The sequence below is a fragment of the Pseudomonas fluorescens genome (assembly GCF_902497855.1).
Lineage (GTDB): Bacteria > Pseudomonadota > Gammaproteobacteria > Pseudomonadales > Pseudomonadaceae > Aquipseudomonas > Aquipseudomonas fluorescens_BI.
In genome coordinates, this window is record NZ_CABVHU010000017.1 from 93,374 (window position 1) to 107,415 (window position 14,042).

At 56.1% G+C, this 14,042-nt stretch carries 13 protein-coding genes; 3 read left to right on the forward strand and 10 right to left on the reverse strand.

From position 1 onward, the window contains the following. Positions 1-127: 127 nt before the first annotated feature. The gene (locus F8N96_RS27750) at positions 128-1,483 is read right to left on the reverse strand and encodes a dicarboxylate/amino acid:cation symporter (RefSeq protein ID WP_224794131.1); all 1,356 of its coding nucleotides are present in this window, start codon (positions 1,481-1,483) and stop codon (positions 128-130) included. 216 nt (positions 1,484-1,699) lie between these two features. Between F8N96_RS27750 and F8N96_RS27755 the strand changes: the two genes are divergently transcribed. Next, entirely contained in the window at positions 1,700-2,638 is a 939-nt protein-coding gene (locus F8N96_RS27755) for a LysR family transcriptional regulator (RefSeq protein ID WP_150800508.1), read from the forward strand. Between the two features lie 76 nt (positions 2,639-2,714). On the opposite strand, the gene F8N96_RS27760 is transcribed toward F8N96_RS27755, so the two are convergent. Then, positions 2,715-3,635, reverse strand: coding sequence for a LysR family transcriptional regulator (locus F8N96_RS27760; RefSeq protein ID WP_150800509.1), 921 nt, complete (start codon positions 3,633-3,635; stop codon positions 2,715-2,717). A gap of 109 nt (positions 3,636-3,744) precedes the next feature. On the opposite strand from F8N96_RS27760, the gene F8N96_RS27765 reads away from it, so the two are divergent. Then, the gene (locus F8N96_RS27765) at positions 3,745-4,401 is read left to right on the forward strand and encodes an HD domain-containing protein (protein ID WP_150800510.1); all 657 of its coding nucleotides are present in this window, start codon (positions 3,745-3,747) and stop codon (positions 4,399-4,401) included. Positions 4,402-4,530: 129 nt separating this feature from the next. Here the strand turns inward: F8N96_RS27765 and F8N96_RS27770 are convergent, their stop codons facing one another. The 7 genes from F8N96_RS27770 to F8N96_RS27800 all read right to left on the reverse strand — a co-directional run bounded on the left by F8N96_RS27770 (position 4,531) and on the right by F8N96_RS27800 (position 11,761). Continuing rightward, on the reverse strand, positions 4,531-4,860 hold the full coding sequence (locus F8N96_RS27770; RefSeq protein WP_150800511.1) for a hypothetical protein: 330 nt from the start codon (positions 4,858-4,860) through the stop codon (positions 4,531-4,533). A gap of 20 nt (positions 4,861-4,880) precedes the next feature. Then, the gene (locus F8N96_RS27775) at positions 4,881-6,227 is read right to left on the reverse strand and encodes a dihydroorotase (protein WP_150800512.1); all 1,347 of its coding nucleotides are present in this window, start codon (positions 6,225-6,227) and stop codon (positions 4,881-4,883) included. Continuing rightward, entirely contained in the window at positions 6,224-7,480 is a 1,257-nt protein-coding gene (locus F8N96_RS27780) for an allantoate amidohydrolase (protein ID WP_150800513.1), read from the reverse strand. Before F8N96_RS27780 ends, F8N96_RS27775 begins: the two co-directional genes overlap by 4 nt. After that, positions 7,477-8,412, reverse strand: a complete 936-nt coding sequence (locus F8N96_RS27785) for a dihydroorotate dehydrogenase (protein WP_150800514.1) — start codon at positions 8,410-8,412, stop codon at positions 7,477-7,479. Before F8N96_RS27785 ends, F8N96_RS27780 begins: the two co-directional genes overlap by 4 nt. Continuing rightward, the gene (locus tag F8N96_RS27790; RefSeq protein WP_150800515.1) at positions 8,409-9,242 is read right to left on the reverse strand and encodes a dihydroorotate dehydrogenase electron transfer subunit; all 834 of its coding nucleotides are present in this window, start codon (positions 9,240-9,242) and stop codon (positions 8,409-8,411) included. Before F8N96_RS27790 ends, F8N96_RS27785 begins: the two co-directional genes overlap by 4 nt. Positions 9,243-9,450: 208 nt before the next feature. Further along, a complete protein-coding gene (locus F8N96_RS27795; protein ID WP_224789614.1) occupies positions 9,451-10,713 on the reverse strand; it encodes an MFS transporter in 1,263 nt (420 codons plus the stop codon). A 187-nt stretch (positions 10,714-10,900) separates the two neighbouring features. Then, entirely contained in the window at positions 10,901-11,761 is an 861-nt protein-coding gene (locus F8N96_RS27800; protein ID WP_150800517.1) for a hypothetical protein, read from the reverse strand. Positions 11,762-12,221: 460 nt separating this feature from the next. On the opposite strand from F8N96_RS27800, the gene F8N96_RS27805 reads away from it, so the two are divergent. Next, positions 12,222-13,097 (forward strand): helix-turn-helix domain-containing protein, encoded by an 876-nt coding sequence (locus tag F8N96_RS27805; protein WP_150800518.1) that lies wholly within the window; start codon positions 12,222-12,224, stop codon positions 13,095-13,097. Positions 13,098-13,128: 31 nt separating this feature from the next. Here F8N96_RS27805 and F8N96_RS27810 read toward each other — a convergent pair whose 3' ends face one another. Continuing rightward, positions 13,129-14,040, reverse strand: coding sequence for a LysR family transcriptional regulator (locus F8N96_RS27810; protein WP_150800519.1), 912 nt, complete (start codon positions 14,038-14,040; stop codon positions 13,129-13,131). Positions 14,041-14,042: the final 2 nt, after the last annotated feature.

Genomic DNA, 14,042 nt, shown 5'->3' on the forward strand with positions numbered 1-14,042 from the left:
CTGGCTCGTGCGTCGACTCGAATAGCTAAAATTTGTTTTCCATTAGTTGGTTCTGCATACAATGTTCAATTCGAGCACACACCGAAGCGATCCGCGCAATCAAAGACAACAGAATATGGATTAACGCTTAAGAGGCCCGGTTTGTGACATCGGTTAGTTGCACAAGAGTGTCGGCCGTTGACGTCGCCGATTTGGAGGCTTCGGGTCGCGCAGGATTACGCACTTCCTCCAGTTCCTCGCCATTGAGCGCTTTATTCATCTTGAACGTGTCCAATGCGCCAACCCATTTAGCGATGGCCATCGTGCCTACACCATTGCCAATCGTATTCGTAATTCCCCGCGCCTCGGACATAAAGCGATCCACACCCAACAGCAAAACCATGCCAGCCACCGGGATGGTGTCAAGCGACGCCAGGGTAGCCGTCAGGATAATGAAGCCTGCCCCCGCCACACCTGCGGACCCCTTGGATGTAAACATCAGAACTGTCAGCACAATCAACTGATCGGTCAAAGTCAGCGGAGTATTCGTCGCCTGGGCGATGAATATGGCTGCAATGGTGTAGTAGATAGCTTGCCCATCGGGATTGAAGGTCAATCCGGAAGGAATGATGAGCCCTGCCACTGGCTTGGATACACCTGCCTTTTCCATTTTTGAGATCATTTGCGGTAACACCGATTCGGATGAACAAGTACCCAACACGGTGAACAGCTCTTCTTTGATGTACTTCAGGAACTTCCAGAGGCTGAAGCCACTGTATCGGCAGATTGGCCCCAACACGAAGATCACAAAGATCGTGCAGGTCAGATAGACACAGGCCACGAGCTTACCCAACGAAAATAGCGAGCCGAACCCGTATTTTCCGATGGTGAATGCGATCGCACCAAAGGCACCGATTGGCGCCAGGCGCATGACCATGCTAACGATCCGGAACATGCCTTGCGTCAAGCTTTCGAGCATGTCCACGAACAGTTTCGCACGTGGCCCGGCATGAGCCAGGGCTACCCCTAGCAAAACTGAAAACAACAGAATCTGCAGCACATTGCCCTTGGCGAAAGCATCGACGATCGTCTCGGGAATGATGCTCATCACAAAGTCCATAGCCGATGTGTGCTTTGCTGCAGTGGTGTAATTGCTAAGACTTGACGTATCCAGTGAGGCGATATCGACATTCATTCCGGCGCCGGGTTTTAATACATTGACGACCACCAAACCTACAATAAGTGCCAATGTGGAAACCACTTCAAAATAGATTAAGGCGCGGAACCCAACCCGCCCAAGATCTTTCATGTTTTCCATACCTGCGATTCCCGTCACTACCGTCAGGAATATGACAGGCGCCAAAAGCATTTTGATGAGTTTGATGAATGCATCACCTAAAGGTTTCAGCGCTGTACCTGTTTCAGGAACCAGCACACCGACGGCAGCACCGATTATTACAGCGATTAGAACCTGTACGTATAGTTTTCCAAGCATTCTTTTCATTACAAAACCCTGAGTTTTTATTGTTGTCAGGAGACATCGAGAACCGGTTTTTAACCGACCTCGGCTTTTTCGCCCTCATAATTGGATCCACTAGGCTTGCTGGGTGTTTGGTCCTTCAGGCTCCAGGCTATTCAGCAGAGTGTGATCGGAGTATATATAGTGAACTCTACCCTGTGAGTTCTTTGAAATAACTACTTAATTAACTTTGAGTTACTAATGAGTCAGACCCTCGATCTATCTTTTTTTCATCTCCTGGCCGAGAAAGGCAGCCTGGCAGCAACAGCCCGTGAACTGGGAGTAACGCCACCTGCGGTGAGCAAGCGCCTGAGTGCGCTTGAAGCACGCTTGGGCATTCGATTGGTCAACCGCACCACCCGCTCTATGAGCCTGACGGCTGAAGGTGAGATGTATTTCAGCCACGCCGAGCGCATCCTCACTCAGATCAATGAGGTGGAGCAGATGGTCAGCAGCTGCCGCGCCACACCCAAAGGTCTGATACGGGTCAATGCTACCTTGGGTTTTGGCCGACGCTATATCGGCCCGGCCCTCGCTGCGTTTCACACGCGTTATCCGGAAGTCAAGGTGCAGCTTGAAATCAGCGATCATCCTCTGGATCTTGCTACCAATGGTTTCGACTTGGCCATCCGGATCGGCAACCTGCCCGATGCAGCTTTCCATGCACGCAAGATAGCTTCCAATCGCCGATTGCTATGTGCATCCCCCCTGTATCTGGAAAAACATGGCATCCCTGCCCGGCTCACAGACCTGCAAAACCATAGCTGCATTTTCCTGCGGCAGAATGAAGCGACTTACGGCGTCTGGAATTTTACTGGCGGCGGGCGAACTCAGAACATCAAAGTCCATGGTGCACTGAGCTGTAACGATGGTGAAGTTGCCTTGAACTGGGCATTGGAAGGTTATGGGATTCTGCAGCGTTCCGAGTGGGATCTTGCCCGCTATGTACGCAGCGGTCGCCTGAGGCTCGTGTTGGAGGACCACACCGAGCAAGCGGATATCTATGCGGTTTACCCGCAACAATTGCATCTTTCGGCCAGAGTGCGCAGCCTGATCGACTTTCTGGTCGAGCGTTTTTCCAACATAAACAGTATGGGTGAAGACATAAGCCATCCTGATGGTGTGACGATGATAAATTGATGGACGCTGCTCTAATGATCACCAAGCGAATGGCGAACGGTTAACCGCATAGCGATTTTTTTCATACCGGACCTGGCTAGGCGCTCAACTTCCAATCTGGATCGTTAGCCATCAGCGCTGCTGCCCAGTCGACGAAGACCCGTACCCGCGCAGACAAATGCCGTGAATAGGGATAGACGAGACTGATCGGCATGCCAGGTAACGTCCAGTCAGACAGTATCTCCACCAGCTTCCCGGACTGTAGGTGCGGGTTGGCTTCCGCCCGAGGCACTGAAACGATGCCAAGTCCTGTGAGCCCGGCTGTAATGTACGCTCCACCGTGGTTGAAACGCATCGCTGGCAACTGATCGATCGCGAAGCTTTTATCGCCGTTCTGGAGCACGGCGGTCAGCTGTTTGCCCGACCCTGGAAATGTGAAACCAAGATAACGGTGTTCCAATAAGTCGCCGGGTTTGAGTATCGGGTCGGTATTGCTCAAGTAAGCTGGTGAAGCGCAAAGGCAAAAGTGCATCTGTCCAACCGGTCGGCACACCAGTTCCTGATCCGTGACCGGACCGCCCCGAAACGCACAATCAATGCCCTCCTGCACAAGATCAACCACACGTTCACTACAGCCAATGTCCAGTTGGATGTTCGGATGCAATGTCGAAAAATCAGAAAGCGATGGAATGATGAGGCAGGTCCCAACCGGCGATGGCATCTCCACCCGCACTCTGCCTCGCGCCTCGCTACGACTTTGCGAAACCGACATTTCCAGCTCGTCTATATCTTCGAGCACTGCGCGGGCACGCTGATAGTAAGCGGCACCATCGGTGGTGGGAGTTACCCTTCGAGTGGTTCTGTGCAGCAGTTTGACTGACAGCAGCGATTCAAGGCCCTGTATCTGCCCTGAAATTGTTGTCTTCGCCACGTTCAACGAGTCCGCTGCCCGAGTAAAACTTCCCACCTCGACAATACGGCAGAACGCTCGCATCGCTTCTAATCGATCAAAAGCCATTATTATCCGGGTTCTCGCATAATGAAGCCGATATCACCAAGTTTATCCAGAAAGCTACAGCCAATATAGTCACTCCAAGACCGAAGCCTTCGGCTACCTGGAGAAAGACATGACTTCGCTGCCAATCAATACCAGTGTCGACGTCAGCATTCCCGACAGCCCATTAGCGCGCGAGGCGACGCAACTCATTCGCGACACCGAAAGCGAGTTACTGTTTTCCCATTCGACCCGGGTCTATTTCTGGGCCGCCCTCATTGGTCAACGCAAGGGATTGGTCTTTAACCCGGAGCTTCTTTACGTGGCATCAATGTTCCATGACATCGGCTTGACCTCGAAGTACCAGAAGAGTCAGCTTCGCTTCGAAGTGGACGGCGCGAATGCCGCACGTGACTTTCTACGCAGGCACAGCATTGGCGAGGGGGATGTAGAGAAGGTCTGGAACGCCATTGCTTTGCATACGACACCGGGCATACCGGAACATATGCATCCAGAGATCGCCCTGGTGCAGGCCGGTGCCGGGATGGACGTGGCTGGACGTGGCTTCGAGCAGTTCAGCGACCAACAACGTGAAGCGGTGATCGCTGCATACCCCCGCGAACCCGATTTCGCTCACAAGATGATCGACGAGTTTTACCGCGGGATGAAGTACAGGCCGGACAGCACGTTCGGCACCTTCAACGATGACTTCCTTGCCTTCAAGGATCCGGGGTTCAAGCGAAAAGATCTTTGCAGCATTATTTTATGCTCACACTGGGAGCATTGTTAAAGCTCTGAACGTCCGCACTTTCTGCGCGTAGAAGCCTAATCGCGGGCGAAAAAATTGATTTCGGCTGCCGGGCCATGAGCGCAAGGTCAGTGACCTGGCGCTCATGTGGTAGCCATGAAGCGCAAACATTCATATCAGACCGCGGCTGCCTGCATAGTCGACCACCACTTGATTCAATGCAGCGCTCACTACACGCTCATCCTCGCTTGTCAGCGCAATTTCAAGGCAGTCCATATACCCCAGCAATTGTGCCTTCACCCGATGGGCGAATTCTGGACTGACTTCCTGATCCTCATAAAACAGCACATACGCACGACAGAACTCGCCGATAACGAAACACATCGTCGCGTGTTCGGGAACATTGCGGATGATCTGCTCACACTGCACGCGCACGCGTTTGAAGGCGTCCGTGCCGGGCAAGGCTTGGCGAAACTCCTGGACTGCGGTGGAAAAATTCATGGCTGACTCCTTGAACGTGATTAACGATCGAATGCCAGGCGCTGGCCGTGCTGACCCGACAGTATTGCCGTGCCATCCCAGACCCGTTGCCCATTGACGAAGGTACTGACAATGCTCGATGAAAAGGTGTTGCCTTCGAACGGACTCCAGCCGCACTTGGACAAGACCTCGGCGCGCTGGACGGTGTGCTGCCGGCAGGGATCGACCAGTACCAGGTCGGCGGCATAACCTTCACGCAAGAAGCCACGATCGCTGACCTCGAACAATCTGGCAGGGGCATGACTGACTGCCTCGACCACCCGTTCCAGAGTCAATTCACCGGCGAACACCCGTTCCAACGCCACTTGCAGGGCGAACTGCACCAATGGGACTCCTGACGGGGCTTTCTGGTAAGGGGCGTTTTTCTCTTCAAGCAAATGGGGTGCATGGTCAGTGGCCAGCACATCGATGCGCCCTTCAGCCAACGCCCGGACAATCGCCACTCGATCGCGCTCGGTCTTGACCGCCGGATTGCACTTGAGCTGCATCCCCAGACGCTGGTAATCGCGGTCATTGAAATGCAGGAAATGCACACAGGTTTCCGCAGTAATACGCTTGCTCGCCAACGGCCCGGGCTCGAAAAGCTCCAGTTCCTCTGCAGTGGAAATGTGCAACACATGCAGACGCGCGTTGTGTTTGCGCGCCAAGCCGATGGCTAGTCGGGTCGACTTGATGCACGCCTCGCGCGAACGAATCAGCGGGTGCAGGTGCGCGGGTATGCCTTCGCCGTAACTGCGCAGGGCCTTTTGCAGGTTGTCCTCAATCATCGGCGAGTCTTCGCAGTGGGTGATGATCGTCACGGGCGAATCGCGGAAAATGCCGTTCAACACCTCGGGGTCATCCACCAGCATGTTGCCAGTAGATGCACCCATGAATACTTTGACCCCCGGCGTGCTCTTGGGATCGATCGCGCGGATCGCCTCCAGGTTGTCGTTGCTCGCACCCATGTAAAAGGCGTAATTGACCACAGAGGATTGCGCCGCGATCGCGTATTTGGCTTCCAGAGAATCGCGATCCAGTGCCGGTGGCCGGGTGTTGGGCATTTCCATGAAACTGGTGATGCCACCGGCCGCGCAGGCCCGGGATTCGCTGGCAATGTCGGCTTTGTGGGTCAGCCCCGGTTCGCGAAAGTGCACCTGATCGTCGATCATTCCCGGCAGCAACCATAGCCCCGTGGCATCAATTACCCAATCGTCCCTACGCGGCTCAATGGAAGAGGCAATCTGCGCAATCCGACCGTCCTCAATGCGCAGGTCGCTGCAAAAGCGCTGACCTTCATTGACCAGCGTGGCTTGGCGAATCAACCAGGATTGTGGTGAGCGTTTCATAGTGTCAGTTCCTGTGTGGTGTGGTACAGCACCTCGGTGGCCTCGATGAAATCATCCAGCACCATTGCCTCGTGAGGGTTGTGCGAACCGTGCTGGTTACGGATGAAGAGCATGGCGCTGGGGATCCCGGCGTTGGCGAAAACCGCAGCGTCATGCCCTGCACCACTCGGTGTCAGGACGCCCTCCCAGCCATGCTCGCGGGTCGTGCGCACAAAGGCTTCGACCCAGGGTTCATGCATGGCCGCCGGTTGCGTATCGATGCGTTTATCGAACTCGAACCGCACCTGACGGTGTTCCTCGATCTGCCGGACTTCGTCCAGGATCAAGGCATGGAAGGCCTCCAGCGTAGTTTGATGCAGACTGCGAACTTCCAGACTGAAGTTGACTTCGCCGGGTATCCGCGAGACCGCGTGATGCGCGGCGTTGGTGCCCAGGGTCCCGACCGTGACCACCAGATCGCGATCGTCATTGAGCCACTCGCCCCACAATTGATCGATGCGCGCCACCAGTTCGCTGACGGCAAATACCGAGTCATGGCGGTCCTCACGGGACACCGCGCCGGAGTGGCCGTCCTCGCCCAGGCATCGCACCAGGTTGTGTCGCAGATTGCCGCGAATACCGGGCACGATGCCCAGGGCCTGGCCCATTTTTTCCAGGGACTCGGCTTGTTCGATGTGCACTTCCAGGTAGCCGGCGAACTGCAGGCGGTCGATCAGCCATTGCTGACTGCGAATTGCATCCAGGTCAGCGCCGACCGCCTGCATGGCCTCGCCCAGGGTCTTCTTACTGAAGCGGTTGACCAATGCCAGGTCGTTAGACGTGAGCCCGCCCATCAGCGCTCGTGAGCCCATGTAGGACTTGCCATACCAGGCGCTCTCTTCACCGCGCAGGCCCAGCACGCGAATCGGACGCGGGGTCCGAACCGCTTGCTGATCCAGTCGGCACAAGCACAACAGCCCCGCGATGACACCCGCTAGACCATCGTAATTACCACCTTGGGGCACCGAGTCCAAATGTGAGCCAATCCAGATGGCTGGTTGCCCGTCGTCATCGGCCCGTTGAAAAATCACATTGCCGGCACAGTCGCTGCGCACGAATAAACCGTTGTCGCGGGCGAACTGCGACAGATAGGCAATCGCAGCGTTTTCGCCAGCACCGTAGCTCTCACGGGTAATGCCGATTTCCGGGTCTCGGGACAGTTCACTGATTTCGCTGAACATGCGCCGCGCTTGTTGTTTCCAGAGGGTGCTCATGGCAAGGCTCCAAAGGCTGCGGCCGGAGAATCGTCGAGGCTGCCGATCAGTGTGCTCAAATGGCTGATGCCCTTGCGCCGGCAATACACTTCCAGCTCGTTGACCATCAGGTTCATGGTCTTGGGATGAATAAAAGTAGCGGTGCCGACCTGCACCGCACTGGCACCGGCATAGATGAACTCCAGAGCGTCATGGGCGGTGGCAATGCCGCCGCAGCCGATCACTGGAATCTGCAGGGCCTTGGCGCACTGATAGGTCAATCGCACCATCAGCGGCTTGATCATTGCGCCGGAGATCCCGCCCATAAAATTACCCAGCCGTGCCCGACCTTTTTCGATGTCGATCGACAGCCCGAGCAAGGTGTTGCCGACCACCACAGCGTCCGCGCCTTCGTCCTGCGCGGACAATGCGATGTCGACGATTTCTCCAGCGTTGGGAGTCAGCTTGACCCACAGCGGCAACGACGTACTGGCACGCATTAATTTGATTACCTGCCGCGTGGTATCGGCGTGCATACCGAACGACGCGCCGTGGGCTTCAATATTGGGGCATGAGATATTCGCTTCGATGCCGGCCACGCCTGGCACATCGCTCAAGCGTGCCGCCAGTTCGGCAAAACCCTGGGCGGTCGGTGCCGAAATGCTGACGATCAGTGGCGAATCAAAATTGCGGTAGAACGGCACCACCTTCGCGATGAATAGATCGGCACCTTTGCTCGGGATCCCGATGGCATTCATCATGCCGTCGGCCAGTTCACAAACCCGCGGCATGGGGTTGCCGGTGCGTTTTTCGCTGGTAATGGTCTTGGTTACCAAGGCGCCCAGACTGTTGAAGTCCAGCAAGTGGGTAAGCTCTTCGGCGAAAGTGCCGGATGCCGGCATCACCGGGTTCTTCAGGCGCAGGCCGCCGATATTTACGCTGAGATCAATCATTCCAACACCTCCGCCAGGTCGAACACCGGGCCTTCCAGACACACACGTTTGCCGACTTTCAAGCCATCGACTTCAAACACATCGACGCAGCACTGGCACATGCCCAGGCCGCAGACCATTTGCTGCTCCAGGGCGACTTGCCCGGCCAGCCCCAACTCGCCCGACAGGCGCTTGAGCAAACGGGTCAGGCGTCTGGAGCCACAGGTGAACAGCGCATTGCTGCCTTCCCGGGCGATCACCTCACGCAGCACCGCTTCAATGTTTTCCAATGCGCTGCTGCCGTCCTCGTCCAGGACGCTGATGACTTCAGCGCCCAAAGAGGCAAAACGCTCCCGGGATAACAGACTTTTTTCGCTGCGGGCGCTGAGCACTGCGGTCAGCTTGATCCCCGAGGCATGGGCCGCTTCGGCCAACGGCGCCAGGGTCGCCAAGCCGACACCCCGGGCAACGATGGTCATATGTCGCCAGTTCGGATCAAGGTCGAAGCCCTTGCCCAAGGGGCCGAGGATTTCCAGGGTTTGCCGCTCACTGAGGGTTTCCAGGCCGAAGGTGCCCTTGCCGGTAACCTTGTACAGAAACTCAACCTGGCCAGTGACCGGATCGGCCTTGTAGGTGCTCATCGGCCGGCGGAAGAAAGGTTTGTGTTCGCCTTCGCTGGGGCAAAGCAAGTTGAAGAATTGCCCAGGCTGCGAATGGCACGCGGCGCCATCGGCTTGCAGGATCAGACGTTTGTATTCGTCGTTGACCCATTCGTTGGACAGCACCACCGCCAGCGTATCGTTAGGCGGGGTGACGGCGATGGCCTGGCAGCAGGTCGATATCCCGGTCATTTGAAAGCCCTCTTTGTTCTTGTTTAAGTGCTCTGTCTAATTTTTGATACTCTCGAGTCAAAAGAGTAACGACGCCGCCCTCGGATCCGGCAGCGTCGTGATTTTCTACTTCAATTCAGGTTTGACTCTACGCCTCATCATTGTGTTTGTCTAATTTTTGATACGACCGGCGCAATACTTTTTTAGCATTAACACAGCGGTTCAGCTCTTACTTTTGCTCCACTGGCAAGGCATTCGCCAATCGCGCTTCCCCACTGTCGCCCTGGCTGCGCGGCAGCAGGAACAGCGTGGCGGCCATGGCTAACAGGTAGATCGAAGCCAGCAACATGATCGCCGCCGAAAACGAATACGCCAGGGCGATGGCGCCCACCGCCAGAGGACCGAACCCACCGACCCCGCGCCCGACGTTGAACAGCACATTCTGCGCGGTGGCCCGTACTTGCGCCGGGTACAGGTCAGAGATCAATGCGCCGTAACCACCGATCATGCCGTTGACGAAAATCCCCATGATCACGCCGGTGAACAGCATGCTGATCGGATCCGTCAGGTTGGCGTAGATCAACACCATGACGGCCGCGCTGGCCTGATACAGCAGGAAGATTTTCCAACGTCCGAAGCGGTCCGCCAGTTGCCCGAACAACCAGATGCCGAAAGCCATCCCCACCACCGTGGCAGCGGTCCAGGTGCCGGACGCGGTCAGCGAGAAACCGAACTGGCGCGACAGGTAACTGGGCATCCAGATCATGATTCCGTAGTAACCGAAATTCTGCACCGAGGTCAGCACCATCACGCCGATGCTGGCTTTAGTCGTCGGTACATCCTTGAACAGTTGGCCAAAGCGCTGGGTAAACGAGATAGGGTTAACCGTGGCCTTGATGAACTCCTCCGGCTCGCCCATGGTGTGGCGAATCACGAAGGACAACAGCGCCGGCACCAGTCCGACCAGAAACATTCCGCGCCAACCGATATGTGGCAACAGCAGCGGAGTCAACAGTGCAGCCGCCAGGACACCAGCCTGCCATCCCATGCCGACGTAGGATGATGCGCGGTTGCGCTTGTTGGCCGGCCAGGTCTCGGCGATCAGCGCCATGCCGATACCGAACTCGCCGCCCAGGCCAAATCCGGCCAGGGTACGGTACGTCAGCAAGTCCCAGTAACCCTGGGCCAGCGAGCACAAACCGGTGAAAACTGAAAACACCAGAATGCACACGCTGAGCATCTTCACCCGGCCATAACGGTCGCTGAGTTGGCCGAAGATCAAGCCACCGGCCACAGCACCGAGCAACGTCCAGGTGACCAGAGATCCGGCCTCGGAGGTCGTCAGCCCCAGGCCGAGAGTGATGGCCGGCAACATGAAGCCAAGAATCAGCAGGTCGAACCCGTCCATGGCGTAGCCGGTCACGCTGGCGATCAACGCCTTGCGCGGTGACGCATCCGCCTTGACGGCGCTTGAGTCGTTGTGAGTTTTCACAATCATTACCTCTTATTGTTATCTCTGGTTGATGCGGGTGAACCGGGATCGGGGTCACCGCCTGACTCATCCCTGGAAGGAAACAGCGCCGTCCTTCATTCGCCGGCGATGCGCTGAGTCTACGAACAAATGAAACGTTTTGTCTAATTTTTGATACGACACAGGCGAAAAATTAAGATTCCGCTTTTTACAGGTGCCACTCCAGATTGATCGATAACGCATCGACATCCGTGCCCGGCCCCTTCTCATTGCCGAACTTGTTGCGCCAGTACTCGTAGCCAGGACCGATCCACAGCACGTTTTTTTCGCCCCAACCCAACTGCCCGACGTCCAGCATCAACGAAGTGCGCATCAACTGTTCGGCGGCCGTGGGCCGGTTCTGATAGTCGTCACCCTTCTTGCTGCTGTAGGTGTAAAAGCCCTGGAACTTGAGTGGTAGCGGTCCCGCCATGAACGGCACGCCCCACGTGAGGTTGAACTGCAGGAACGGATCGAACAGTAGATCGTTGTGATTACCCGGCTTGCCGCACACGTCCAGACCGCAGTGATTCCATTCCCGGGCGTAGAGCACGCTGGCGTCGAGAAACCCCGCGGGCAAGGCAAACTTCAACGTCGGACCAAGCACCAACAGGCGTTTTTCAGAAGCGAACTCATTGTTCTTGGTGTTGTAGTCGAAGCCGGCGGTCAAGGCCACGTCCTTGACCGGGCCGAATGCCAGAGGCTTGTCGAATACCTTCCCGTACTGCAACTGGTTGCGATATGTCAGGTAAAACTCGGTAGCACCGGTGCCTCCGCCCTTGGCCGGGTCGGTGCTGTCTGACTTGAACACATCCAGGTTAATGAAGTTCTGCCCCAGCCTGTAGCTGCTGACATGGGTTATTTGCAGAATGTTCTTGGCCACATCCCTGGTTTTGCCGGGATCGCTGTAATGGTCGCTATAGCGGTAGCCAATCAAAGTGTCGCTGTAGCCAGGCGCCGCCAGCGCGCAAGGCGTCAAGACAGCCAGTGAAAGCGCCAGCAATGACGGTAAGCCGATTGAATGGTCCATTGTTGTGCTCCGTATTGTTATTGATTTAGGGGCGTAGCAGGTCGCGCAATCAGAGTCATCTGTTCACGGCCTCACATTTCGTTTCGGGTGCGAAAAGGTCAGGGGTTCAGGTCGACGAGGTTCTCCAGGCTGGTTTTCAGGCGTGACAAACCCCGGTGCGGCTCAATAAAGGCGACGGGATTCGGGTTTTTCTATCAGTAAGAAAGGGACTGCACGCCAGGGATCATCCTGGAGCCAGGCTTGCCACAGGGATCTGGGGTGGGATATTCATGGACATGGCCGCACCATTTTTGTATTTTTTAGACAAATGAGTAATGCCTGTCTAAATATTGATACATCGAAGTCGTGACGAGGTCAACAAATTCCTTGTTCGAACCGCATGAACGGCAGCTATCGTCCGCTCAGAAACTGGTTGGAGCAGCGTGTTCCACCCCATGTACATTAGCCATTCGGAGTTTTAGTGAGCCAGATCGACTACCAGGCCATCGGGGAACGCCTTCGGGCCTACCGCATCGGTCGCCAATTGAACGCCGACCAGGTGGCCGAGAAACTCGATATTTCCCGTGCAGCGGTGTATCGCCTGGAACTGGGCAAAATCGTCAAGCTCGAGACCCTGGATCGCCTGGCACAGTTGCTCAAGGTTTCCCTGACCAGCCTGCTGGGCTCCGACACCGAATATTTCGACAATGCCCTGGGTTACTTCGAGCGCATGCGTCAGCTGGAAGCGCGCTCGTTGAGCATCCAGTCGTACTTCGACCCCTTTTCCTATCTGTTGACCTCCCCTGCTTATTCCGAACTGTTCAAGACCATGCTCGACGAAGCACGGCCGAAGAATTTCGACGCAGGCCAAGCGGCGATGCAAGCGCAGATTCTCGAGATTCTCAACGAACGTAAAGCGACGTTTTCCAAACAGAAGTTCGAGGTACAGTCGATCATCAGCCTGCGCCAGATCGAGCGCTACCTGCATATCGGCCTGGTCGGCCGCCTCGACCTGCCACCGAGCGTGAGGATGGAACGCTCACTGCTGGCGCGGCGCGAAGTCGAAAACCTGATTGACAAGATCGGTAGCGAAGGCTCGCGTTTCAATATCTACCTCATCGACGAAACCCTGCCCAGCGCCACCTTCCAGATTTTCGAGCAAGAGCACACAAGCTATGTCGCCGTCAGCCCCTACCGTCTCGGGGAACTGCCCAATATTCATACCGGCATTGCCAGTGTGAGCTCATCACCCGAAGCCGTGGAAATGTACAGGAGCATGACCCGTGGGCTACTTGAGCGTGCGCATTCAGGTGAGGCTGCAAAACGAGAGCTGAGCAGGTTGTTGGCCAAACTCTGAGCAGGCCCTTTGTTTTGTGGATACCGGGCTCCTAGCTCTTCATCGCTTCCTTCAGTGCGATAGAAAGGAACTCCCGGAGTGCCGAAACATTGCTCTGCAATGCTGGCTTGGTCCTCCACACCAGGCCTACATCCATTGACGGGATCTTGTCAGCAAGCACCCGCCGAACTATCCGCTGTCCTTCCAGCGACCAAGGGCGATAGACCAGATCAGACAGGATCGCTACGCCACGCCCAGCCGCGACCAAACTGCGCACGGCCTCTATTGAACAGCTCTGGAGTCTGACTTTAGGAGCCAACCCGTACTGGTCCCAGTATTTCCTGACCGTATCGATGTGCTCGTCCATATCCAGCAAGATGTAGTCATGCAGGGCCACATCAGCTAGCCCCACCCTATCTGCCAGCATGAGCGGATGCTCCGGATGTCCCCAAAGCTGCCTCGAAGACTTAAGCAGTGTTTCGCAAGCAACATGGCCTCGCTCGGGCAGGTTCGAGGCTAACAGGAGGGCTAAATCCAAGTCGCCATCCAGTACGAGGCGCTCGATATCTTGCCGCTGATGCTCTACCACCCTCAAATCCAGGTTCGGGAACTTCTGCTCGATGATCGGTAGAAGCGAAGGAAGCACATACGCCGTGATTGTCTCAGTGACACCGATACGCACTGTACCGGTGATAAGTACTGGTTCGACTGAAGCGGCAGCTACTGCGTCCTTCACGGCGGCCTCAATGAGCTGCGCATGCCGTAAAAATCTGATGCCGGCCTCGGTCAGACGTACTCCGCTCGAGTGACGGGAAAACAGGGATGCCCCCACTATCTCTTCAAGGCCTTTGAGCGAAGCGGTAATTGATGATTGCGCCACATGACAGCGTTGGGCCGCTCTGGAGATCTGTCCCGTGTCCGCGATCGCCACAAAATACTGGAGTTGCTTAAGGGTAGGAAGCATCG